The 24193-nt window shown below is 64.5% G+C and carries 15 protein-coding genes and 2 tRNA genes; 12 read left to right on the top strand and 5 right to left on the bottom strand.

What is annotated here, in order from left to right:
- Nucleotides 1-50 precede the first annotated feature (50 nt).
- Nucleotides 51-2819 (top strand): MMPL family transporter, encoded by a 2769-nt coding sequence (locus tag KI794_RS15740; protein ID WP_255808617.1) that lies wholly within the window; start codon nucleotides 51-53, stop codon nucleotides 2817-2819.
- Nucleotides 2816-4876, top strand: coding sequence for a YhgE/Pip domain-containing protein (locus KI794_RS15735; RefSeq protein WP_255808616.1), 2061 nt, complete (start codon nucleotides 2816-2818; stop codon nucleotides 4874-4876). The genes KI794_RS15740 and KI794_RS15735 overlap by 4 nt, the downstream gene beginning before the upstream one ends.
- Here KI794_RS15735 and KI794_RS15730 read toward each other — a convergent pair whose 3' ends face one another.
- Nucleotides 4877-5404 (bottom strand): hypothetical protein, encoded by a 528-nt coding sequence (locus KI794_RS15730; protein ID WP_255808615.1) that lies wholly within the window; start codon nucleotides 5402-5404, stop codon nucleotides 4877-4879.
- A gap of 208 nt (nucleotides 5405-5612) precedes the next feature.
- Between KI794_RS15730 and KI794_RS15725 the strand changes: the two genes are divergently transcribed.
- The 5 genes from KI794_RS15725 to KI794_RS15705 all read left to right on the top strand — a co-directional run bounded on the left by KI794_RS15725 (nucleotide 5613) and on the right by KI794_RS15705 (nucleotide 9369).
- Nucleotides 5613-5684, top strand: a tRNA-Thr gene (locus KI794_RS15725).
- Between the two features lie 35 nt (nucleotides 5685-5719).
- Nucleotides 5720-5793: transfer RNA gene (locus KI794_RS15720), tRNA-Met, on the top strand.
- Between the two features lie 256 nt (nucleotides 5794-6049).
- Complete coding sequence (locus tag KI794_RS15715; RefSeq protein WP_255808614.1) at nucleotides 6050-8053, top strand: alpha/beta hydrolase; 2004 nt, start codon at nucleotides 6050-6052, stop codon at nucleotides 8051-8053.
- A 91-nt stretch (nucleotides 8054-8144) separates the two neighbouring features.
- Nucleotides 8145-8663 carry a hypothetical protein gene (locus KI794_RS15710; RefSeq protein ID WP_255808613.1) on the top strand — a complete coding sequence of 173 codons (519 nt, stop codon included), beginning with the start codon at nucleotides 8145-8147 and terminating at the stop codon, nucleotides 8661-8663.
- A gap of 187 nt (nucleotides 8664-8850) precedes the next feature.
- Complete coding sequence (locus tag KI794_RS15705; RefSeq protein WP_255808612.1) at nucleotides 8851-9369, top strand: hypothetical protein; 519 nt, start codon at nucleotides 8851-8853, stop codon at nucleotides 9367-9369.
- 50 nt (nucleotides 9370-9419) lie between these two features.
- On the opposite strand, the gene KI794_RS15700 is transcribed toward KI794_RS15705, so the two are convergent.
- The 3 genes from KI794_RS15700 to uriH all read right to left on the bottom strand — a co-directional run bounded on the left by KI794_RS15700 (nucleotide 9420) and on the right by uriH (nucleotide 12859).
- A complete protein-coding gene (locus KI794_RS15700) occupies nucleotides 9420-10367 on the bottom strand; it encodes a ribokinase (RefSeq protein ID WP_119285500.1) in 948 nt (315 codons plus the stop codon).
- A gap of 116 nt (nucleotides 10368-10483) precedes the next feature.
- Nucleotides 10484-11911, bottom strand: a complete 1428-nt coding sequence (gene uriT / locus KI794_RS15695; protein WP_255808611.1) for a uridine transporter UriT — start codon at nucleotides 11909-11911, stop codon at nucleotides 10484-10486.
- Nucleotides 11912-12859: a uridine-preferring nucleoside hydrolase UriH gene (uriH, locus tag KI794_RS15690; protein WP_119285502.1), complete on the bottom strand. Its 948-nt coding sequence runs from the start codon at nucleotides 12857-12859 to the stop codon at nucleotides 11912-11914.
- Between the two features lie 132 nt (nucleotides 12860-12991).
- Between uriH and KI794_RS15685 the strand changes: the two genes are divergently transcribed.
- Nucleotides 12992-14050: a LacI family DNA-binding transcriptional regulator gene (locus KI794_RS15685; protein WP_119285503.1), complete on the top strand. Its 1059-nt coding sequence runs from the start codon at nucleotides 12992-12994 to the stop codon at nucleotides 14048-14050.
- Between the two features lie 55 nt (nucleotides 14051-14105).
- Here KI794_RS15685 and KI794_RS15680 read toward each other — a convergent pair whose 3' ends face one another.
- Nucleotides 14106-15050 carry an alpha/beta fold hydrolase gene (locus tag KI794_RS15680; RefSeq protein WP_255808610.1) on the bottom strand — a complete coding sequence of 315 codons (945 nt, stop codon included), beginning with the start codon at nucleotides 15048-15050 and terminating at the stop codon, nucleotides 14106-14108.
- A 226-nt stretch (nucleotides 15051-15276) separates the two neighbouring features.
- Between KI794_RS15680 and KI794_RS15675 the strand changes: the two genes are divergently transcribed.
- The 4 genes from KI794_RS15675 (at nucleotide 15277) to KI794_RS15660 (ending at nucleotide 23716) form a co-directional block, all read left to right on the top strand.
- Entirely contained in the window at nucleotides 15277-17001 is a 1725-nt protein-coding gene (locus KI794_RS15675) for a sigma-70 family RNA polymerase sigma factor (protein ID WP_255808609.1), read from the top strand.
- A gap of 163 nt (nucleotides 17002-17164) precedes the next feature.
- Nucleotides 17165-21031, top strand: a complete 3867-nt coding sequence (locus tag KI794_RS15670; RefSeq protein WP_255808608.1) for an MSCRAMM family protein — start codon at nucleotides 17165-17167, stop codon at nucleotides 21029-21031.
- A gap of 77 nt (nucleotides 21032-21108) precedes the next feature.
- Nucleotides 21109-22641 carry a SpaH/EbpB family LPXTG-anchored major pilin gene (locus KI794_RS15665; protein WP_255808607.1) on the top strand — a complete coding sequence of 511 codons (1533 nt, stop codon included), beginning with the start codon at nucleotides 21109-21111 and terminating at the stop codon, nucleotides 22639-22641.
- Nucleotides 22642-22876: 235 nt separating this feature from the next.
- A complete protein-coding gene (locus KI794_RS15660; protein WP_255808606.1) occupies nucleotides 22877-23716 on the top strand; it encodes a class C sortase in 840 nt (279 codons plus the stop codon).
- The last annotated feature ends 477 nt before the right edge of the window (nucleotides 23717-24193 follow it).

The following is a 24193-nucleotide window of genomic DNA, read 5'->3' as shown; positions in this document are numbered from 1 at the left end:
GTATCGAAATGGATACACTCCTGTATCCGAAGCTCGACCAAGGGGAACGCATGTCTTCCGCACTCTATGCCCTCGGGCGCTGGGCCGCTCAGGCGAAGTGGTTCGTGCTGACGATATGGCTCGTCCTACTCGCCCTCCTCGCGACCGGGGCGCTCACGCTCGGCAAGGGCGCAGACGCGCCGATCACGATCCCCGGCACCGAGGCGCAAGACGCGATCACGTCGCTGTCGCACACATTTCCCGAGGTGAGCGGGACGAGCGCCACGATCATCGTCGTCGCCCCCGAAAGCGGGGACCTCGAGACTGACACGTACCGCGAGGCCGTCATTGGCGCGGCCGATGAGCTCGAGCCCCTGCCTGGCGTCACCGGTGTCCTCACCCCGTTCGGCACGGGCGAGGCAGCCGCTGCGAACACTGAAATCTCTCCAGACGGCCGCGCGCTTCTCATGCGCGTGCAGGTCGAGGGCGAGATGACTGCCGTTGCAGACGCGACAGTCGACGGGATCGCCGCCGTGACCGACGACCTCAGAGAGCGGCTCCCCGCCGACGCCGAGGTTGCGTACGGCGGCGAGATGTTCTCGGCCGCGGTTCCCGGCTTGAGCCCCACCGAGGCGATCGGGGTGGTTGTCGCCTTTGTCGTGCTGATCCTCACGCTGGGCTCGCTCATCGCGGCAGGGATGCCGCTCCTCATCGCGATGATCGGCGTCGGCGTCTCAATCGCGGGACTGTTCTTCGTGACTGCGTTCGTCGATCTCACTTCGACGACGCCGATGCTCGCGCTCATGCTTGGGCTCGCGGTCGGCATCGACTACACCCTCTTCATCGTGAGCCGGCACCAGGAGCAGTTGCGCGCTGGTCTCAGCGTTCGTGAGTCGATCGCGCGGGCGACGGCCACGTCGGGTTCGGCCGTCGTGTTCGCTGGTCTCACTGTCATCATCGCGCTCGTCGGCCTCGCCGTCGCGCGGATCCCGTTCCTCACGGCGCTCGGTGTCGCGGCCGCGGCTGCGGTGGCGGTCGCTGTGCTCATCGCGATCACCCTCACGCCCGCGGTGCTGTCGATGGCGGGAATCAGGATCCTGCCCCGCAAGCACCGCCCCAAGACGGTGACGGGGGAAGGCGCCGAGGGGCCCGGATCCGAGCCGATTGTCCCCGAACAGACTCGCGCCGACAGGTTCTTCGCTGGCTGGGTGCGTGGCGCCACGAAACGTCCTGTCGTCACGATTCTCGCAGTGCTTATCGCGCTCGGCGTCGGCTCGATCCCCGCCCTCCAGCTGCGCCTCGCGCTGCCCGACGCGACGTCGCTCGAGGCCGACGACCCGGCACGTGTGACCCACGAGCTCACCGGCGAGCACTTCGGCGAGGGGTTCAACGCCCCGCTGCTCCTCACAGGCTCGATCATTTCGAGCACCGACCCGCTCGGCCTCATGGATGACCTGAAGCGGGAGGTCGAGCGTGTGCCAGGCGTCGCCGACGTGCCGCTTGCGACCCCGAACCCTGGAGCCGACACCGGCATCATCCAGGTCATCCCAGAAGAGGGGGCGCACGCCGCGAGCACAACCGAACTCGTTAACGAGCTCCGCAGCCACCACGACGAATGGGAGAAGAAGTACGGCGTGAGCCTCGCCGTCACTGGCTTCACCGCGGTCGGCATCGACGTCTCCGCCCAGCTCATGACAGCGCTCCTACCATTCGGCATCTTCGTCGTCGGGCTCTCGCTCGTGCTGCTCGCGATGGTGTTCAGGTCGGTGTGGGTGCCAATCAAGGCGACACTCGGGTACCTGCTTTCAGTCGGCGTCGCGTTCGGCGCGGTCGTCGCGGTGTTCCAGTGGGGCTGGCTCTCCGAGATCCTGAACGTCAGTTCGACGGGGCCTGTGCTCAGCTTCATGCCGATCATCCTCATGGGGGTGCTCTTTGGGCTTGCGATGGACTACGAGGTCTTCCTCGTCGCCCGCATGCGGGAGGAGTATGTGCACGGGGGCGACGCCCAGCGCGCGATCCGCCGCGGGTTCGTGGGGTCCGCGAAGGTCGTGACCGCGGCCGCTCTCATCATGATCGCCGTGTTCGCCGCCTTTGTGCCCGCGGGTGACCCGAGCATCAAGGTCATCGCGCTCGGCCTCGCAGTCGGCGTGTTCGTCGACGCGTTCATTGTGCGCATGACGCTCGTACCAGCCGTGCTCGCGCTCCTGGGCGAGCGCGCCTGGAAGATGCCGCGCTGGCTCGCGAAGGTGCTCCCGTCATTCGACGTCGAGGGTGAGGGTCTTGCCCGCGAGATCGAGCACGCAGACTGGCCAGCCGATATGCCTGCAGCGCGGGTCGCGTCGGAGCGGCTCACGTTGCGTGGTCGCGACGCAAACGTCACCGCGCGCGACCTTCGGGTAGGCGACGGAGAAGCGCTCGTGCTTGACCCGAGAGATCCGGCGAGCTTCCCGCTCGCGCAGGCGCTCAGCGGCAGGGGAAGGATCGTCGCCGGCACGCTGAAGGTCGACGGTCTGTTGCTTCCCGAGCGCGCGAGCTCGCTGCGCGCGCGTACGGCATGGGCAGACGCCGCCACGCTCAGACAGGCGCTCCGTGATTCCCCGACGGTACTGGTCCTCGACCTTCGCGACGCCGAGCTCGCGCCGCCGTCGCCCACCGCCATCACCGACGCGCGTTCCGCGCTCGCCGCATGGCACGTCGACCGTGGCAGGGACAGTGCTCCGCCTATCCTCGTTGTGCTTGGCAGCCAGGCCCTCGCCGAGCGCCTGCTGCCCGACGGTCACGCCGCTGTCTCACTCACTTCACCGCACGCCGAACGCCTCGAAATGGAGGGCGCACGATGACCCCCGCACTCACCCCGCTGCGCGGCAAGCGCATCAGCTGGACGACACTGCTTGGTTTGCTCTTGGTGCCTCTCACTGTCGCTGGTCTGTTCGTCTGGGGGCTCTGGAACCCGAGTGAACGCCTCGAGACAGTCACCGCAGCTGTTGTGAACGCCGACGAGCCCGTTGAAGTCGAGGGGCAGCTTGTGCCACTCGGCCGCGTACTCGCAGCCGAGCTCATCGCAGGCGGCTCGGATAGCGACGACACCGCTGCAAGCGCGGAGGAATCGCGCCACAACTTCACCTGGGTGCTCACCGACGCGGAAGACGCTGCGGCTGGCCTGAAAGACGGCCGTTTCGCGACGAGCATCACCATCCCGAAGGACTTCTCGGCGGCGGCGACGTCGCTCGCAGACGGCCCTAACGGAGCGCGGACAGCGACGATTGAGATCGCCGAGAGTACGCAGGGCAGACTCCTCGACTCAGCGCTCTCAGGCATCGTCACCCAAACCGCGACCCGGGTGCTCAACCAGCAGCTCGGCGAGCAGTTCGTCGGCAACGTGTTCGTTGGAATGAGCTCCCTCCACGATGGGGTCAGCGAGGCAGCCGACGGCGCGACCAAGCTCGCCGACGGCGGCACGCAACTCGCAGACGGCACGAGCGATCTCGCGGAGGGCACCACCGGCCTCGCCGCAGGCGTGCAGGAACTCTCGGGAGGTGCCCAACAGCTCGCAGGCGGCGCATCGCAGCTCGCAGCAGGCACCCAGGAACTCGCCGCCGGCGCGACCGGGCTCGAAGGGGCCGCAGCCGGGCTCGCAGGCGGGGCCGCCGAACTGGCCCAGGGCACGCGCGACTCTGCGAACGGCGGCGCCCAGCTGGCCTCGGGTGTCGAGCAGTACACGGGGCTTGTGAACAGCGTGCTCGAGCCCATCATCGCCGGTGCAGGCCAGGCGCTCGAGCCGCTGCAGCAACTGCGGGCAGGCATCGAAGCACTCCCCGACGAGCTGTTCCCGCCCGAGTACCCGAAGGCGACGCTGCTCGCGACTGTCGACCAGGCAATCGCCGAGGTGACCGCTGCCGCAAGCGGCAGCACCGAGTCACAGCTCGTGCAACTGCGAAACGCGGGAGCCGACCTCGCGAGCGGCGCCCGGGCTTCGGCGAACGGGCAGGCCGAGCTCGCGACGGGTGCCGAGAACTTCGCCGCGGGCGTCGGCGAGTTTGCCGGTGGGATGTCGGCATTCTCCGGGGGCGTCTCGCAGCTCGCGGGCCAGGCGCCAGCGCTGGCGGATGGCGCGAACCAGCTCGCCGGAGGCGTCTCGCAGGTCGCGACGGGCGCCGGCGAACTCGCCGATGGTGCGGGGAAGCTCGCGGAGGGCGCTGACGCCGCGGCCAAGGGCACGAAGACGCTCGCGTCGGGCCTCGGGGAGGCGGCCTCCCAGATCCCGAACTACACAGAGGCTGAGCGTCAGGTGATGGCTGAGACCGCCGTCGAATCGGTGAAGCAGGAGGGTGGAAGCGACGAGCTGTTCAACTCCTCGGGTGTGCCGCTTTTCGCGGGGATCGCCCTCTGGGCTGGCGCGCTCGCGGCGTTCCTCGTGCTCGCACCGCTCTGGTCGCGCACCCGTGACGCCGCCAAGGGAGTATTCGCGATCACGCTGCGAAGCGCACTGCCTGCGGTGCTGCTCGGCGCGGCCCAGGGAGCGATCGCCGGCATCGTGCTCCCGCTCGCGCTGCGATACGACTTTGGGCAGGGCGCTGGTTTCTTCGGCCTCGCCGTGCTCGCAGGGGTCGCGTTCGCGCTCATCGTGCAGGGCCTCTCCGCCAGGTTCGGCGGGTTTGGCCGGTTCCTCGCGTTCGCGCTGCTCGTCGTCGCATTCACCGTCGGGATCGTCTCAACCGTGCCGGGGCTGCTCTCAGCCGTCGGCGACGCGAGCCCGATCGGTGCGGCCTTCACCGGCTTCCAGGCGCTCGCCGCAGGGGTGAGCGGGGCCGGGGCAGCGGCGGCGCTGCTCGCGCTGTGGGGCGCGGCGGGCGTCGCGCTCACGGCCTGGGCTGTGGCGCGAGAGCGGCGAGCCTAACTAGCCGCGTGCGGGCGGTTCGTCGCCCGCATGCGCGGTTTCTGCGAGCGGGTGCGGCACCATGCCGTCCTCGCCGTATGCCGCGTCGAGCAGCTCGTCCTCTTCGGGGCGCGGGTCCTTGCCGTTGGCGATCGCAATGCCCAGCGTGAAGAACGCCAATGCGAATGCGATGATCCCGAGCGGGTTGCACAGTGCGATCGACATCTCCGCCGAGAACTGCGAACCGGCAGCGTGGCTGATGATGGAGACGAGTTCGCCGCCAACGTTGTCGGGTACGGTAAACCCGAAGCCGATCGCGCAGACCCATGACAGGATCAGTGTGACCCACACCGAGCGGCTTAGGCGCCGCCCGCGCCGCTCGGTGACAGCCATGCGGTGGCCGACACAGATGAGCAGGATCGCATAGGTGAGACCGATCGCCGGCACGTACCACCAGGTGAGGCTGCCGCCGATTCCGAACAGCCAGCGGCCTGCAGACATCCACGCCGCGAGCACCACACCCATGACGGCGACGAACACACTCTTCACGCTGACTCCCATCGAAACACGCGCTCTGTGCGGGCCCGCGAATGCGACCGCAGTTCGCCGTAACTTTACCAAGCTGGGCGTCGCGAAACCGTGGAGATCGCCCCGATCTGTGCCGCCCTCGTGCGGCACGCCCGGGCGATGGTACGCGAATTCGCATTCGCCCTCGCGAGGTGGTACGCTCTAACGGTTGTCGCGTTCGCGCGGCTACGCCCTGATAGCTCAGCGGTAGAGCACTTCCATGGTAAGGAAGGGGTCCCGGGTTCAAGTCCCGGTCGGGGCTCTGACTCTCTGGCTCGCATCCGTGCGGGCCAGTTTGGCTGAGTAGCTCAGCTGGTTAGAGCGCACGACTCATAATCGTGAGGTCGCGGGATCGAGCCCCGCCTCAGCTACAGAGAGTCACAGTAAAACCCCCGGTTCTGCCGGGGGTTTTGTTGTTCTGCGTGTGCTGGTGGCGGGCTCGCCGGGAAGCCCTGCTTCTCGGTTGAGCTGGCGGGTTGCGCATCCGAGGTGTGCAGAATTGCGCCACATTCGTCGTCGTGTCGTAAGGTAAACGTGGGGGAGGAACCAGAAATGGTTTCTCCCTTTTCTTTTGATGCGAAGAAGCTCCAGCCTCTTGTGCGCCGAAGACCCGAAGGGTGTGATCCCATGTCGATCCAATTCGACACCGCTACTGCCAACGAGCTGATTCGTACGCTCGAAACCGCAGACGATGCCTTACGTGACCAGAGCCTCTTTCGTAACGGAGCCGCCGAGCGCGCGATGGAGGACTTCGTGGGTGCGTACGGAACGCTGTTTCGGCTCGCAGTCGCAACAGAGAAGCGTGACCGCGTGAGACTTGCCCGCGTGCTCTATGAGCTTGCCGAGGCCGTCAAGCAGACGGTGGTAAAGGCGCGCGAAGAACGCGAGCGGCTCAAGGAGGTCGCTGATTGGCGGATGCGTGAGGCAGAACGGGAACAGCGACGTCAGACCGACGCGTTCGGCGACAGCTTCACCGCCGGCGTAGATTCGTTCTTCGATCCGCGCCCGTCCGAGATCCCGATCCAACCGCCAACCATTTCGGCTTCCTTCACCGCGCAGCAACGAACCCGGCGGGCTACTGGGGCGGGGCCCGGGAAGTCTTCTGCGGACCCGGCGAAGTTGCGCACGTTTGTGTCGCAGAGCGGCACGAGCAACATTGACCTCGAGTCCCAACTGTCGTTGGTGCGTCGAGCGTGGTCCGCGTTTGGTGCGTCGTGTTCATGGGCGCGGGTCGAGTCGACGACATTTCTGGCAGGCTTCCAACAGTTCCTGAACGAGAACCGGCGGGATGTTGACTGGATTGATGGTGTCGCTGCCGCGTTCGAAGCCGCCGGTGGCGGGATACTCTCAAACGCGGTGATTGATCTCTCGGTGACTGCAGTGCATCCGATGAGTGACGCCGATCTGCTTGCGGCGCTGTCGGCCCTCACGGCTGAAGAGATTGCGATACTCTTCCAAGCTTCCCCCGGGTTGATGCGTCGCTTGGAGTTCATGGACCCGGTGGAGATCAATTCCTGGTGGCAGGGAATGAACCCGCCAGCTGGCTCCGAGGACCCGTTCTCAGAGCAGCAGAAGCTGCTGCTTGACGGGTTTGCCGTGCTCTTTGGGAACCTTGAGGGGATCCCGTATGGCGCACGCGACTACGCGAACAAGGTCGCGCTGACTGCAGCGATCGAGGACGTTCAATTGGAGATCGAGAAGCTTCAGGCTGCCGGCGTGGATGTGTCGGTGCTTCAAACGCAGCTCGCGGCCCTTGAGAACATTAGCCTCGCGCTCGAGCCGGCTGACGATGGCGCTGCCAGGTTCCTGATTGCGTTGACTCAGGACCAGCCACCACTTGCGGCTGTTTCGATCGGGAACCTCGATACCGCCACGAGTGTCGCGTACGCGATCCCGGGCATGGGAAGCGACACGACCAGGATGACCGGTTGGACAAACGCGGCCCAAAACCTCCACTGGGAACTCCCTGAGGGGAGCGCTGTGGTTGCGTGGATCGGTTACGAGACACCACCGAGCCCGAGCTGGGACGACCCTGATCTTGGGGTGCTCGACTCGAAACGGGCGGTCGCGGGCGGCAACAGTCTCGCGGCCGCGCTTCGGGGGCTGGCGGCGGTGCGGGGCGGGTCGATGCCGCAACTGGATATTGTCGCGCACTCGTACGGCACCACCACGGCCGCGGTTGCGCTCACAATGCCGGGCGTAAAGGTGAACAACTTCATCATGCTCGGCTCCGCAGGTCTCCCCGACACGGTCACGAGCGCGTCGCAGCTCAACGCCGACAAAGTGTATTCCGGGAACGCGAGAGACAGGATGGTGATCGACCCCGACACGGGAGACGAGTGGGCGTGGGCCGGGCGCGACTTCAGCCGCGATCACAAGGTTGACCCTATGAAACCAGAGTTCGGCGGGCAGGCGTTCGGTGTGGACACCGGGGGCGACGCCGGCGACCCGGTCGTCGGCCATGACCCACTCATCAAGGGCGGCGGCGGATACTTCAGCCCCGGCACCGAATCCCTCAAGAACACCGCGCGAGCAATCAAGGGCGAGACAGACGATATTACCGACTATGTGCCGTTGGGGCCGACTCAAATGCAGGAGGCACAGATGGGACTCGGACAGCATGGTTGGTAGAACTGGGGCGCGTATCGGCGCGGGAATCGTCACGGTACTACTCGCATCGGTCCTGCTGGCTGGATGTGGCACACAGGAGGAGGAACCAGTAATGACTGCACGAGAGGGCCGTGACAAGGTCGTTCAGTTGGTGAAAGACTCAGCACAACAGCTCGACGTGACCGGATGGTGGGCACGCGGAACCGCGTCTGCGATCCCGTGCGAAGGCGACCCTGACAACGCAAGCCAGTATGTCTATCACTATTGGGCTCCCGAAGGAGACGACCCGCAAGCGGACGCGAAGCGAATGGCTGAGTATTGGGAATCCTTGGGGATGACGGTGTACACCACTGGGCAAGACGGCAGCGCTCCGATGGTGTTCGGCAGAGGGGGGCCGGTGCTGCGTGCGAGCTTCGACACGCTGGGCGCGGATCGTTCGTACCATATCGACGCGATTGCGCCGTGCTCGCCAGGGCTGTATGTGGAGTTTAACCGTGAGGATAGTGCCGTGCGTGACCGGGGCGAGGTGCTCCCCGGTGACGACGTGAAGGTCCCCGAATCAGAGATCGGCGAGAAGTTCGACGAACACCGCAGGCTCGCAGAAGAAGCTGACCGCAAGAAGAGCGAATAGCTGTCGTCGGGGGAGTCGGTCTTGGCGGTGCCTGTGGCGCCCAGGCCGACTCAGATGCAGGAAGCACAGATGGGACTCGGAACGCATGGCTGGTAGAACTGGGGCGCGTATCGGCGCGGCAATCATGACGGTACTACTCGCATCAGTCCTGCTGGCTGGATGTGGCACACAGGAGGAGGAACCAGTAATGACTGCACGAGAGGGCCGTGACAAGGTCGTTCAGTTGGTGCAAGACTCAGCACAACAGCTCGACGTGACCGGATGGTGGGCACGCGGTACTGCATACGCGGCCCCGTGTGAGGGTGATCCCGACAACGCGAGCCAGTATCAGTACGCTTATTGGGCCCCGGAGGGAGACGATCATCGCGCCGACGCGAAAAAGATGGCAGCGTACTGGGAGTCTCTCGGGATGACAGTGTTCATGACTGGCGAAGACACTGACTGGCCTGTCGTATACGGCTCCGGCGGACCGGTACTGCGTGCGAGCTTTAACACGAGTGCAGTAGAGCGCTCCTACCGGATCGGTGCGATTGCGCCGTGCTCGCCAGGGCTGTATGTGGAGTTTAACCGTGAGGATAGTGCCGCGCGTGACCGGGGCGAGGTGCTCCCCGGCGACGATGTCATGGTCCCCGAATCAGAGATCGGCGAGAAATTCGACGAACACCGCAGGCTCGCAGAAGAAGCCGACCGCAAGAAAAACCAATAGCTATCGTGGGGGTGCTGTCGACCGGCACCACATAGATACCTAAAGCGCCACTACCCGCGCGCAGCCAAGAACTCAGCGAGCTCCTCGGGCGTCGGGTAGGAAGCTTGCGCGCCAGCCCGGGTCGCGGCGAAGCTGCCGACGGTCGCCGCGTAGCCCGCTGCGACGGCGAGGTGGTCGCCGGCCGCGAGGCGGAGCGCGAGCGAACCCATGAATGCATCACCGCAGCCCGTCGTGTCGACGGCGGTAACCTTCGGTGATGGGACCGGAACCGCGTCTGCGCCGTCACGCGTCGCGCCATCAAACACGATGCTGCCTGCGGCGCCCGCGGTCACGACGGCGCGCGGGATCCCGCGCTCGGTGAGCGCAGCACGCGTGTGCTTGCCGCCCTCGGCGAGCACCTGCTCGGGGGTGAGGCCGAGCAGATCGGCGGCCTCGTGCTCGTTGATGAGCAGGATGTTCGTGAGGCTGAGCAGTTCGTCGGGTACGGGGCCGTATGGGGAGAGGTTCAGGAGCACGCGGGCGCCGGCAGCGCGGGCGCGGCGGGCAGCCTCGAGCACGACGTCGAGGCCAACTTCGAGGCTCAGGCAGAGGATCGCGGCGCGCTCGAAGAGTTCGGCCGCATTGTCGAGTTCGGTGATCCCGAGCTTGCCGTTTGCTCCCGGCGAGACAATGATCGTGTTCTCGCCGGCCCCGTCGACGGTGATCACTGCGGTGCCAGTGGCGACGCCGTCGAGCGAGGCGACGTGAGACGTATTGACTCCCGACGCTTCGACGGACTCGCGCAGCAGCGTGCCGTTCGCGTCGGCGCCGAGCGCACCAACCATCGCCACGTTGCCCCCGAGGCGGCCGGCCGCGACGGCCTGGTTCGCGCCCTTGCCGCCGGGAATGACACGTAGCTCGGAGCCAGTGAGCGTCTCGCCCGGTTGCGGGAAGCGTGCGGTCTGCACCACCAGGTCTGCGTTCAGCGAACCAACCACAAGAATGAGGCCGTCGGTCATGGTGAGGTCCTTTCTCGGCCCGCACGGGTGCTCTCGCGCGGGCGGGTGATGCAGCGGGCGGGTCCCCGACCGGCCGAGGCCGGCGGGAACCCGCTCCTAGAATACGTGGGTTGGTGTTACTTCCCGGCTGTTGGTGCCGCGACCTCGGCGTCCGTCGGTGCCGGGATGAGGAAGCTCATCGCGAAGCCGAGGATCGAGATTGCGGCGCCCGCGAGCATGCCGGCGCTGTATCCGGTTGTCGACGTCGGGTCGTCGGCCGAGGTGAACAGTAGCTGCACGGCGGGCAGGATCGCGAAGCTGACCCCGGCGCCGAGGTTGAACGCGCCAGCGTTCAGGCCGGGGAGGAAGCCGGGGTTGTCCTTCGGTGACAGCACGATGCCGAGGCCGTTGAGCATGATGTTGCCGATGCCTGCGTAGGTAATGCCGAGCAGGATCGTGGTGACGATGAGCACGGGCAGCGAATGGACGCCGACGAACGCCATCACGATGGTGCCGACGATGGTGCCGAGCATGCCGACACGCATGACGTTCAGGTATCCGAACGTCGGCGCGAGGCGTCCGGCGAACGGGCCGACGATCCAGCCCGCGACAGCGTACGGCATGAGGAACCAGAGCGATGTGAGATCGGCGCCGAGCCCGAACCCGGCTTCTGAGTTCTGCGCGATCGAGGCGACGAGGCCGTTCACAACCGCGAAGACGCCGGTCATGGTGAGCAGCGTTGTGACGAGCAGCGCCCAGCTCGACCGCTGCTTCAGGTAGTGCGGCGGGATGAGCGGTGCGGCGATCTTTGACTCGAGCGCCCAGAATGCCCAGAAGGATGCGAGGCCGATGAGAGGCAGCGCCCAGATGATGAACCAGTTGCTGTCGTTCACAGCCCCGAGGAAGTTCAGGAAGGTGAGGAACGAGCCGATCGACACGACGAGGGGAACGACGCCGAGCCAGTCCATCTTCGTGTCCTTCGAGGGGCGGCTTTCGGGGGCCCACACGAGCACGAAGACGATCGCGATCACGGCGACGGCGGTCATCGTCCAGAAGACTGATCGGAAGCCGTGGTTCGCGACGAGCCAGCCGCCAGCGAGCGCGTCGATGCCGGCGATGCCACCGTTGACAGCGGTGATGACACCCATCATTGTGCCGTAGCGCTTCGGATCTTGAATCTCGTGTCGCAGCATGAGCAGCGTTACCGGAACCACGGGGCCGGTGACGCCCTGGATGATGCGGCCGACGAAGAGCATCTCGACGTTTACTGCGAGCGCGGCGATGACGGTTCCGACAGCCATGATCGCGAGCATGCCGACGAGCACGCGCTTGCGACCCAAGATGTCCGACAGACGGGGGAGGAACAACGAGAAGAGCGCCGCTGCGGTGAAGAACATCGTCTGAGACAGGCCGATCGTCGCGTCGTCGGTGTTCAGCTCTTTCGCCATGGTGACGAGCGCAGGGCTGAGCATGGAGGCGTTGAGCTGGAACGCGACGCACGCTGCCAGCAGCGCGACCATGAGCGAGCCAACGCGCACTGCTGGCTTGTGAGTGATGGTTGTCATTTAGAAGTCGACCTCGCCAATGTTTTCGAGCGCCTCGGTGACGAGGTTCCAGAATCGGGGAGCGTCGAGCTCGGTCGCGGCCCAGGTGGTGCAGTCCTCGGGGGCCTCGGCGCGGAAGTCGGCGACGGTCATGCCGAGCGTGTGTGTGCCGGTGAGCTCGATGTCGATTGGCACCTTCACGGTCTTCACGATCGTCGGGTCGATGACGTAGGCGACCGCGCAGGGGTCGTGTACTGGGGGAGCGTCGAAGCCCTGGGCGTCTTTGTACGCGAGCGCGAAGAAGTCGAGCAGTTCGCCGACGAACTTCGCGGGCTTCGTGCCGACGGCCGCGATCTGGGCTGCGACCTTGTCAGTCGCGAGCGCCTGGTGGGTGAGATCGAGGCCGACCATAACAACGGGCCACTGCTCGTTAAAGACGATGTGTGCGGCCTCGGGGTCAATCTTGATGTTGAATTCGGCGACGGCCGACCAGTTGCCGACGTGGTAGCCGCCACCCATGAGCACGACCTCCTTCACGCGCTCGGCAATACGGGGCTCCTTGCGCACCGCCATTGCGATGTTTGTGAGGCCGCCGGTGGGTACGAGGGTGACGGTGCCGGGCTCGTGGGCCATGACAGTGTCGATGATGAGGTCGATCGCGTGGCGTGGGTCGAGCTCGATCTCGGGCTCGGGGAGCACTGGCCCGTCGAGGCCCGATTCGCCGTGGATGTCGGGGGCGACTTCGATGTTTCGCACGAGCGGACGCGCGGCTCCTGCTGCGAATGGAACGCCGGTGATGCCTGCGACGCGGGCGACTGAGAGCGCATTGCGCGTCACCTTCGGAAGTGTCTGGTTACCGACAACGGTTGTCACGGCAAGCAGCTCGATCTCTGGGTTGCCGTGCGCAAGCAGCAGGGCTACGGCATCGTCGTGTCCGGGGTCACAGTCGAGAATGATCTTCTTAGTCAATTCCACATCCTTGGGGCCGTTGCTCGCGCGGGCGCGGGCGGGCGGGTTAGGTACGTCAAGCGCTTTACGATAACACGCAAAGCGCTTGACGTTGCAACCCGGTGCGCGGCCACCCGCGGCTAGAATGAAAGGATGTCTCGACCCGAAGCTATCTCGCCACGGCCGGCACGAGTGACGGCCGCTGAGGTGGCCGAGCTGGCTGGTACGTCGACAGCCACGGTGTCGCTCGTTGTGAACGGCAAAACCGCCGGTCGTGTTTCGCAGACGAACATCGAACGGGTGCTCTCAGCGGTGCGAGAGCTCGGCTACGTTGTTGACCACACCGCCTCATCGCTTGCAAAAGGCACCTCGAACATCGTGATCCTCGTCGCCCCCGACCTCTCGAACCCGTTCTACGGTCGAGTCATCTCGGGAATCAAAGCAGAGCTTGGCAATGAGTACCAGCTGCTGCTCTCGGTCACGGGGGAGGGGCGCAACCCGAGCGCCGCAGACGTGCACCGGCTCGTTGCACTCCGCCCAGCCGGCTTGCTTGTCGAGGCGCCAGACGACGAGTTTCTTCGCGACCTGCCTGCCGGTGCACCGCTCGTACTGCTCGATGCGCCGGGCCGCGAGACGCAGGCGCCGACCGTGAACTTCGACCTGACAGGCGGTATCGGCGCACTGCTCGCGCACCTCGCCGACCGCGGACACACCCGCATCGGCTACCTCGACAGCCTCACGCGAACCGAGACCTTCGAACTGCGCCGCTCGCTTGTCGAACGCGGGGCAGCCGAACACGGTATGGAGTACGTCGCGATTCCCGAGGCGGCAAGCCTCATCGATCCTGATGGCGCCGCCACGGTGTTCGCGGAGCACTGGCCGCGGTGGCGCGACGCGGGCGTGACGGCGCTCGTGTGCGCAACCGATTCGCACGCCTATGGCGTGCTTGGCGCTGCCCGCGAGCTCGGAATCAGCGTGCCAGGCACCCTCGCGGTCAGCGGATTCGACAACCTGCCAGCCTCAGCGATCGTTTCGCCGGCGCTCACGACGGTCGAGCTGCCAGGCGAAGCTCTCGGTCGCGGCGCGGTGCGCGCGCTTATGGCACAGCGCGCCGAGGGCGACGATCAGGATCACGAGCCCAGCCCGCCCACCGCTGCGCCCGCGGCAGCCCCCCTGATTGGCGCGCGTCTCATCGTGCGCGATTCGGCCTAGGCACGCGGGCTCCACGCGGCGACGCCCGCAAGGGGTTAGGTGCCGCGGCCCCGAGTCAACCTGCGGTGAGATCCGCAAGGAACGCAGTCGTCTCGGCGGCGATCTCTGGCGAGTGAGTGTGGTGCAGGTAGTGCCCGCCCGCGAAGAGTTTCATCTCGCCATGTGCGACCGTCTCGGCCTGCTGCTCGTGCAGATCGACCCACCCGGCGACTTCGGTGTCTTCTGTCGCGACAAGCAAGAGCACGGGGAGCGACTCGGGGAACCGCGCGTCACGCAGCGCGGCGAAGTTCTCGGGAGCGAGCCGCATCTCGTCGAGGATCGCTGGACCCATTGAGTTCTTCGTCGACAGCAGTCGCATCTGCCGCTTTGTCTCGTCGTCAAACTGCATGCCCGCGTACGGGTCACCCGATATCGCGGAGAGGACGCGGATGATGCCGAGGTGGTTCAGCGCCGCGAGGCCATCGGTTGCCACTTCGTCAGTTGAGCCGGGCTGGCCCGGGACGCTGCTGTCGATTCCAACGAACGCGACGAGCTCATCTGCATACCGTGCGCTGTACTCGAGCGCGTAGATGCCTGCGATCGAGTGCCCCATCAGCACGTACTTCTCGACGCCGAGCTGCTGCAGCGCCTCGTGCACCTCCTCGACGATGTGCGCGGCGGTGCGGGGAGTGTCTGCCTGGTCGCTGAGTCCAGTCCCCAACGGCTCGATGGCGATGACACGATGCGTGGCCCGAAGCTCTGCTACGAGAGGCTCGAAGTCGAGCGCGGGGGCGGCGGTACCGAGGCCGGGAAGCAGCACGATGGTCTCATCGCCGGTACCCGTATCAACAACGTTCATACGCTTGCCCGCGACCTGCACGAATTCACCGTACGGGGTGATCGCGGCGAGGTCTGACTTCGTCGCGATGGCGTTGAAGATCGCGCTCGTTGCGACGGCGAGAACTGGCACCGCAGCCAGCACGGCGACGGTGGGCAGGATGATCTTGAGTGGTTTGCGCATTGGTCCTCGGTTCGAAACGCTTGTGCCAGGCACACGCTGTGATGTGTTCCAAGTCCACAACACTTTTCAAGTGCGGAGAAGTGTCTCAATGTCATCTGCTCCCATGACAGATGTCATAGGCGCAGCATCCTGAGTTTCTTGGCTGTGTTCGTGCTCGTTGTCATGCGCGCGCCGTGTTCGAGGACACGGAGTTGCGCTGTTTTGCGCGCTTGGTAGCATGACCCACGTGATTGACGAGCGAGGGCCGAGCGGGGCCGAGTCGATTACGGACAGTGAGTTGTGCGACCTGATCCGTAGCGGTGAGGCGTGGCCGCTCGCGACTCTCTGGGAGCGGTACCACGCGGTTGCTGTGGGGTGGGCGAAGCGCAAAGACGTGACGTACGCCGAGGATGCGGTATCTGACGCGTTTGACTCGATCTACCGCGCATTGCTCGATGGAGGCGGCCCTACTGAGTCGTTCACCAGTTACCTGTTTCGCACAATTACATCGCAGCTCTCGAAACACTGGCGTGCCGATAACCGAGAGATATCGCTCGACGATTTCGACGCCGAAAAGCTTGAGAGCGGAGCGAGTGACGACCACCTTGCCGACCTCGAAGAGCAAGACGCTGCGGCAGCGGCGCTCGACGATTTGCCGCTGCGTTGGAAGCATGTGATTCTGGCGGTCGATGTCGCCGGAAAGCCAGTCCAAGAAGTTGCAGCTGACCTTGAGCTCACCCCGAACTCGACTTCGGTTCTGTTGAAGCGCGCACGCGAAGGGCTGAAGCGCTCTTGGCTGAAACAGATGCACCCACCGAGGGGGCTCGCGGCTGATTGCGCCGCCTGCGTGAGTGACTTCAGCGAGATGCGCTGGGGGCGTAAGGGGAGCCGGAAGGCCGCTCGGGCCTCTGCTCACGTCGAAGGCTGCCCGCAGTGCAAAGCTCGGTGGCGCCGCTTTGCTGAGCAAGCGAGCGTCATTGGCATGGTAAGTACCGGTGTGATTGCGATGGAGCGCGGGTGGAAGCGCAAAGCGCTTCTGACGGCCGCCGCGTGCGCTTCTGCGGGAGCATTGGTTGTGGCTGCTGGAGTAGCGATTCCGGCATTGCAGGGCACGACTGACGTCTCTGAACTGCCGACTAGTCCCTTGCAGGGTCCGACGGAGCCAGGCGACGGAGCTGGCGACGTCGACCGCGATGTGGCTGGTTCAGCGGGTGGTGGAAGCTCGGAGACCACAGCAGCTGGGCCGGGTGGCACAGTGGCTGAAGGCTACGTCGGGTCAACTCGCGGCGACGCTGCCTCCGAGGGCGAAGACATGCTCCCCGGCGAGGGGGTCCCAGCCGGTTTCGAGTCGATGCCCACGGAGTCCGCCGAGATCCCGAACACGGGGCATGTCAACGTGAATGACCTGGACCTCGATGGTGACGGTGTGCCCGGTACGCCAACGAACACCGTATGGACGAGGTGGGGTACCGCAGCGGTGGTGAAAGTTGACGCGCGCGACGCGGCGATCGGGCTGCCGGGGGCGAAGTTTTTGCTCTGGGCGAGCGAGCAGCCCGAGGGCTGTCGAACTGCGCAGCAACTGACACCGGTCGTGGGCGACGACGGTGAGGCGATGGTCATTGAGAGTGGCAAGAACGGAGTGCTCGAAATTCCGCCTCTGTGGGTCGGGGACGACGAGATCGATGGCGGCAAGTTCTCGAGCGGGCTGTCGGCCCGCTGCTATGTACTTGAGGAAATTGTGGCCCCTACTGGCTATCTGCTCCCCATCGGTCAGGCGGCCCGCAGCGAGATCATCGTTCGCGGCTGGGACACGGCTGAGGCAGTGGAGAGCGTCACCATACCGAACACCGCGGAGCCCGGATCGTGGCTGGCGAGAACCGGCCAAAGTGGCCAGCTGCTGATCGCCGGCGGCGGGGCGCTGCTGCTCGTTGCGGGTGGCCTCGTGGTCGCCGCGAGACCGCGGCGAGGGTAGGCAGGCCATCGGCGGGAACATCCGCAAAAATATGGAAGCAGAAAGCTCTCCAAAAACTTCTGAAAAACTTTTCACAAACTGCGTCACATTATTTCCTCCGGGAGCTCTTTAATTACGTTGGGGCCATGTTTGGTTTCAAAGATGAAGACTCAAGGGGGAAGCAGTGACTGCTGCACGTCGAAAGGGACGACGGTCGAAGTGGACTGCCGGCATTATTGGCGCGGTGCTGAGCGCACTCGTGGTGCTCACGGGCGTTGGGGGGCCGGCGCTCGCCGCAGGCAACGACCTGACCGTGGATATCCATCCGGCACCCACTGACGTGGAGGTGACAGCTGGCGAGACTGTGACTTTCGAGGTGCAGTGGCAGTGCGGCGGTGTCTCGAACGGCTGCTCCGGTGCCTCACTTGAGGTGCCGGTGCCGCTCGGTCAGCCAGGCAACATGCAGTTCGCCGTGACGAGCTTTACGCCCGTTCGGTTCGGTACCCCAGCCCAGACCTTTCCAGTTGGGGTCGTCGGTACGGGCGCTGACCGCAAGATCGTGTGGCACTTCCCCGCCACGATGGCAGGCGCCAACACCGGCACGGTGACGTTTACGCTGCAGACGGAGAACTGGGTCACTCCAGACGGCACGGCGATGACTCCGACGGCCACCTTCTCCGCGAACTCGCAGTCAGTTGAGGAGACTTCTGAACCGGCTGTCGTGCGTTCGGCTGCCGATATTCAGGTTGTGAAGACGAAGTTCGCCCCTCAGGAAGACCCCTACGTCGGCAGCGATGCCACCTACGAGGTCAAGGTTGGCTACCCGCAGCAGTGGAACGCAAGCGGAGGGTTCACACCCTACTCGAACATGTGCAACACCCTTGGCCTCTGGGCCATGGAAGACGTGAAGGTGACCGATACACTTCCGCCACGCACGGTGTTTCAGTCTGCTTCGGCAGGTGGCGTCTACGATGCAGCTACCCACACCGTTACCTGGGATCTCGGGAAGACCGCCAAGGTCGAGAACGGTCAAGCCAAATGTGACCCGTCCACCTTCGGGAAGACGCTTCTCGTGACGGTGAACTTCCCTGAGGATCGTTTCACCAACGATGCAAACCAGCAGCTCCCGCAGACCAACGAGGTCGCGGTCACTGCGAAGACTTGGGCAACGGGCGCGCCCCTCTCAGACGAGACAAGCGTGACGCACTACCTGCAGATCGGTGCAGACGGCGAGTTCACGGTGCAGAAGGGCATCTCCTATGCGCAGTCGAACAAGGCCTCGCGGCAGCTATGGCGCGGTGGAACCTTTGCCGGGGGAGACTACGTTCGCGGCTACCTTCACGACTACTCGATCGCGGGAACGGGCAACGCACGAGGAACCTGGTCGCTCGTCGACATGCTGCCCTGTGGGTGGACTTCGCCGACCGATACAAACGATATCTCGTGTGCCACCCCGGCGTATCGTGATGTCTCCTTCGGCTCAAACGGCAGCATGTCTGAGCTGAAGGTGAACTGGCAGACGAACCAAGGCAGGGTCGGAGTCTGCACAATCGCAGAGGGCATGGTTGCGGGCGATAGCTCGATGCGGTTCTGCGATGGTCTGGATGCAGGGCAGCCGATTTCTATGGGCGCCGGAGAGTGGATCACCAAGTTCTGGCTTGACGAGAACCCGGTGAAGGGCGGAACGAAGGGAAGCCTTTTCCTCTTCGGTAGCGTGAGCAATGACATTCCGCTCGATAATTCGGATGCGGTGCGCGATGGTGTCTACCAGCCACACTTCATGACTAGTGGGGAAGTGGAGACTGTAGGGCAGACCCCGCAGGCCGGCGTCACACCCGCTTCGCAGCACCCGCTCTGGGTGACCATCGAGAACTGCACGGCGGACAATACCGTGCGCTGGAACGGCGGTTCGATGACGAGAAATGGTTCCGTCGTCGATTCGAATAAGGAGGGACGCTGCGGGTACACGCGGGTGGCACGCGACCCGGTGAACGTCTACGCCGAGAAGCGCATGTATAACCCCGACGTCGTGACGGACGACGGCATGAAGGGGAACCAGCCTTCGCTCGAACCCGGAGACCCCGTGCGCGTCGAGGTCGTCACGCAGCGCGATAACTGGTACGGGCAGGTGTCTACCGGCAGGCCATATACCTTTACCCCCACCATCACCGAGATCCTTCCAGCGAACCTCGTGTATTCGCCGAAGGACCCGAGTAATCCTGTGTACCTCAACGTGTCGGGCAAGAGCGGCGCCGCCGCCGAGGCGGTCCTCGCGAAGCTCGGCGAGCCTCGTCTCACCTTGAGGGACGTGGTGGTTGGCGGAGTGACCCGTACCCAGGTGGTTATCGACTTCCCGAATGTGCCGGAGGGCGGCGGGCTCGCGCTGAACGACCAGGTCGAGATCGGCTTTGATGCGCGAGTGCGCGACAACACCCCAGTCAATACCTACGAGAACTACATGCTTGTGCAGGCGAAGGAAGCGGCGACCGGGTACCTGGTGTGCGAAAGCCCGGGGAGCTATGCCGACCCGAAGATACTTGACCCCCAGAAGAGCTGGGCCGACCTGAGCTTCAATAACGCCGTGCAGGGCCCCGACGCCGACACCGGCTGTCGCGGTAAGAAACCGTACACCGTGGTCGAAGGGCCAGGAATGAATTCCGTAAAGGAGGTGCGCGGCACCCGCGACAACGAGTTCATCCCCGCCCCCGGTATCGGTTCGACAGACCGCGATGGCGAGGCTACCTACCGCATTCCGGTGAGGAACACCGGCAACGTTGATATGCGTGACGTGGTGGTCTACGACATGCTGCCGCGCGTGGGTGACCACGGCGCGAAGCCCGGCGCAGACGCGCGAGGTTCAGAGTTCAACGTCCGGATGACTGGCCCCGTTACCGGGCTGCCTGCAGGCGCCACGGTGCAGTACTCGAAAGCCACCGAACCCTGCCGAGGCGAACTCGCTGGCAAGGGCACGGGCACACTCACCAGTGCGCCTGCGAACTGCACGAATGATTGGGCAACTGACGTTGCGGGAGACTGGGCATCCGTCACCGCGATCCGCCTCGACTTTGACGCCATGGTCTGGTCGCCCGGCGACACCTACACGGGCACCTTCCCAGCCGTTGCTTCTGGCGGCGACCTGACTGGCACCGCATGGAACAACGTCGCCATTGCCGCGAAGCGTACTTCGAACGGCGTTCCCATGCTTCCGAGTGAGGCACAGCGGGTTGGACTGCAGCTCACGCCCGACCTCGCATGGAAAAAGGTAGATGGCGCGAATGCCACGACGCTCCTCGCCGGTTCGGAGTGGACCCTTACGCCTGTTGTTCCGCAGGGGGGCATAATGCCCCCTGGTGAGTGGCCGCGCACGATCGTTGACTGCACTGGAGGAACTTGTGGTGAAGATCGCGATCCGGCCGCTGGCAAGTTCACTCTCAGCGCTATTCCGTGGGGCACGTACGAGCTTGTTGAGACCAAAGCCCCCTCGGGCTTCGTGCTCGCCAGCCAGCCCATCAGGTTCACGCTTGGTGAGGGCAATCTGGACCGAGACAGTTGGACGTACGAGCTCGGCACGATTGCGAACTTCAAACCCGGAGTAGATCTGTCCTGGGAGAAGGTGGATACAGCTGGAACGCGTCTCGCGGGCTCCAACTGGGATCTTGTGCCGGTCGACTCAGCAGGGAAGCCAGTTCCCGGCGGATCCGTGATGTCACTGAGCGACTGTGTCGCCGACTCTGCTGAGGAATGTGCCGGTCACGACACTGACCCGCTCGCCGGAAAGTTCAGGCTCACGAATGTACCGCCAGGCACCTACCACCTCGTGGAGACGCAGGCTCCGGCTGGGTTCGTGAAGCTCGATACGCCAATTGAAGTCACCGTCGTGGGGGATACCGCGGTGGATCTGGAGGGCATCGTGAATCACCAGGTCGAGGTACCTGAACTCCCGCTCACCGGCGGTGTAGGGACCTTCCTTTTCATGCTTGGCGGCGGAGCATTCCTCGTACTGATGTGCGTATTTGCAGTGCGCTCGGTCAGAGCACGTCGACTTATCTAACCAACTCACTTCCGGGGGCGGAGACGCCGCCCCCGGTGCCAACCTGCCGAACAACGGTAGTTCAGAAAGGAATACCCATGTCTCAGAACACTGCCCCGCGCGCGTTGCGCCGCGGCATTGCGGCCTCCGCGGCGCTCGCCGTCGGGGTCCTCGGGATTCTCGTCGGTGGCTCCGCCGCTCAGGCGGACAACATTGACGCCGAGCGCCTCGGGTCGCTGACTGTCCACAAGTTTGAGAACCCCGGTGGCGGGGCCCAGAACCCTGGCGGTACCGGAACGAACCCGACGTCGAAGCCGATCGACGGCGTCGTGTTCGAGTACTGCTCGATCAACGGTGTTGACCTGCTCAGCGGCACCAACGCTGGCTGGGACACGTTGAAGGCCGTATCGAGCGCGGACCTCGTCGCGGCGCGATCCGGCGCTGCGCTTGGCTCGCTCTCGCTCACCGGCTGCACTGAGCTGCCCGCAACGGTTGGCGGCATCGCGAAGAGCGGCGACCTGCCGCTCGGCGCATACCTCGTTCGCGAGAAGTCTGCTCCGGCAACCGTCACCAAGCTTTCTGAGCCGTTCATCGTGACCCTGCCGACCCCTGGCATCAACACGGGCGAGGGCGATGGCACCTGGGTTTACGACGTGAACCTGTACCCGAAGAACGACGTTGGTGATCTGCCCACGAAGACGATCCAGAACCAGCCGAACAATGGATTTGTACTCGGCGCAGACGTGAACTACTCGATCTCTCAGAAGGCACCGGCCGTCGACGGCGACGTCTACACGAAGTTCATCATCACCGACACGCTTGATCCCCGCCTGTCGGGCAGCGTGGCGCCGGTCGTATCGATCGACGGTCGGCCCCTGGTTGAAGGAACCGACTACACCGCTGCGTGGACGACCGGCGGCACGCCCGTTCAGCACACGCTGACCGTAACCCTCACCGGGGCGAAGGCAACGCTGAAGGCCGGTGAAGTCGTCAAGGTTGACTTCGTTGCAACCGTAGAGTCACTGGGAAACGGCGAGATCGCCAACCAGGCGGGCGTTAACGTTAACGACCTCGACGTGGATGGCGACGGAAACCCGGGCACCCCGACCAACGAGGTGTGGACGCGCTGGGGCGGCGCGCTCCTCAAGAAAGTCGACGCCGACAAGAGCGGCAAGGGCCTGCAGGGGGCCGAGTTCACCGTACTCATGAGCAACAAGGCAGCTGACTGCCTCGCAGACGCTGACCTCGTTCCGGTGACCAAGGCAGACGGAAGCGCTTACACCGTTACGTCGGCAGCCAACGGCGAGATCTCCATCCCCGGTCTCTGGATCGGCGACGATGAGCTCAACGGCGGCACCATGACCAACGGTCTTCAGGAGCGTTGCTACGTGCTCGTTGAGACGAAGGCCCCGAATGGGTTCGTTCTGCCTACGGGTGACGCCGCCAAGTCCGAGGTCATTGTGAAGGCCGGCGAGGTTACTGTGGTCTCGAAGGAGATTGCCAACAAGCAGCAGGAAGTCCCTGAGCTGCCCCTCACCGGTGGCGCAGGCCAGATCCTGATGGTCATCGGTGGCCTCGCGCTCGTCTCGGTTGCGGCAGGATCCGTGCTCGTCGCACGCCGCCGCCAGTAGAGCCAGGCGTAGCCTCCCGGGTGGGCGGCCGAGTGTCGCCCATCCGCCCCTAGACTCGCCGGTTCGGTGCGCCCCCACCCCTCGCGCCGAGCCGGCGATACCCTGTCTTACCCCATGGAAGGGAAGCTGCGTGACCCAGCCAGCCGATCACTCTGACGATGAAACTGCACGGGGGCCCGAAGCGCTGCGCCGCGACCGTACGCGCGGCTCGAGGCTGGCACGACGACGTGTCAGCGTGAGCGCTTGGTTAACGCTGACCTGCTGGCTTCTCGGGGTGAGTGTGCTGCTGTACCCAACCACAGCGTCCTGGTTCTCGCAGGTGAACCAGTCCTCGCTGGTCGGCCTATATGACGCGGAGATAGACGAGGTCAAACCCGATGTCGCGACTCAGCTCACCGCTGCTCGGGCATACAACGAGGCGCTGTCAGCGGGCGCACTGCTTGCCGCTGGTGTGAATGTGGCGGTGGGCAACGGCGAAATGAGTGGGCTGCCGCAGGACTACCGTGCGCAGCTCAAAACTCCGAGTGGCGTGATGTCACGATTGCGAATACCGACGATCAACGTAGATCTGCCGATCGCCCACGGCACTGATGATGACACATTGCTGCGTGGCTTAGGGCACCTTGAGGGCACGTCGCTTCCTGTCGGGGGGCGGAGCACCCGTTCAGTCATCACAGGTCACCGGGGGCTCGCGAGCTCACGGATGTTCACCGACCTTGACCGGGTGAAGAACGGTGACACCTTCACGCTAGAGACGTTCGGTGAGGTGCTGACGTACAGGGTCACGGAGATACTCGTTGTGGAGCCCGATCAGACCGAGACGCTCCACCAAGTCGCCGGCCGCGACCTTGTCACGCTTATTACCTGCACCCCACTCGGGGTGAACAGTCACCGCATTCTCGTGACGGGCGAGCGCATTACTCCCACACCAGTGAAAGACATTGCGGCGGCGGGTACCCCGTCGGGCCTTCCTGGGTTCCCGTGGTGGGCCGCTGGATTCGTCGGAGCTATAGCGGTTGGCGCCATGTATGTTCGCTGGACGACCCGGCCAGATACACCCAGGCCGAAGCGGTGACCAAGGAGAGATCCGCCACGCCCGACAATGAGGGCACTTCGTTGTGTTCATTGGGTTCTTGAGAGTCGAACGAACGCCGATTTGTGTGTTGCGTGTTTCCCGCGTAATGTATTCATCTGTTGGCCGGCGCGGAAATCGCGACTGGCTGCAAGGATCTCTCACACAACACCCCCACTTGAACCGCAGTTTGGTTTGTAAAGCGGGTAGGGAAAATGGGATTCATCTTCACCTCGATGTGACTGTTCTTCGGAATGTGTCCGGGCGGGTTCGGGTGGTAGCAGGAATGCTGCCGGCACGGATTTGCGGGAAAGCGTCTGGGTGGTCTAAGATAGAAAAGTTGCTCTTCGGAAAGCCTCAGGGTGAGTACGGTGAGTGTCTGGATCTTGAGAACTCAATAGTGTGCACTTAAATTGTCAAATGCCAATTTATTATCCCCGGCATCAAGCTTTCTGGTTTGGTGTTGGAGATTCCTTTTTT

The organism is Leucobacter aridicollis, assembly GCF_024399335.1.
Classification (GTDB): Bacteria; Actinomycetota; Actinomycetes; order Actinomycetales; family Microbacteriaceae; genus Leucobacter; species Leucobacter aridicollis_A.
Note: the sequence above shows the minus strand (reverse complement) of the source record. Positions and strands in the feature narration are given on the sequence as shown.

What these genes read in the sequence shown, in the direction of transcription:
- KI794_RS15740 (WP_255808617.1), top strand. Translation starts at nt 51, where the DNA reads ATGTCTTCCGCACTCTATGCCCTCGGGCGCTGGGCCGCTCAGGCGAAG.
- KI794_RS15735 (WP_255808616.1), top strand. Translation starts at nt 2,816, where the DNA reads ATGACCCCCGCACTCACCCCGCTGCGCGGCAAGCGCATCAGCTGGACG.
- KI794_RS15715 (WP_255808614.1), top strand. Translation starts at nt 6,050, where the DNA reads ATGTCGATCCAATTCGACACCGCTACTGCCAACGAGCTGATTCGTACG.
- KI794_RS15710 (WP_255808613.1), top strand. Translation starts at nt 8,145, where the DNA reads ATGACTGCACGAGAGGGCCGTGACAAGGTCGTTCAGTTGGTGAAAGAC.
- KI794_RS15705 (WP_255808612.1), top strand. Translation starts at nt 8,851, where the DNA reads ATGACTGCACGAGAGGGCCGTGACAAGGTCGTTCAGTTGGTGCAAGAC.
- KI794_RS15700 (WP_119285500.1), bottom strand. Translation starts at nt 10,367, where the DNA reads ATGACCGACGGCCTCATTCTTGTGGTTGGTTCGCTGAACGCAGACCTG.
- uriT (WP_255808611.1), bottom strand. Translation starts at nt 11,911, where the DNA reads ATGACAACCATCACTCACAAGCCAGCAGTGCGCGTTGGCTCGCTCATG.
- KI794_RS15685 (WP_119285503.1), top strand. Translation starts at nt 12,992, where the DNA reads ATGTCTCGACCCGAAGCTATCTCGCCACGGCCGGCACGAGTGACGGCC.
- KI794_RS15680 (WP_255808610.1), bottom strand. Translation starts at nt 15,050, where the DNA reads ATGCGCAAACCACTCAAGATCATCCTGCCCACCGTCGCCGTGCTGGCT.
- KI794_RS15665 (WP_255808607.1), top strand. Translation starts at nt 21,109, where the DNA reads ATGTCTCAGAACACTGCCCCGCGCGCGTTGCGCCGCGGCATTGCGGCC.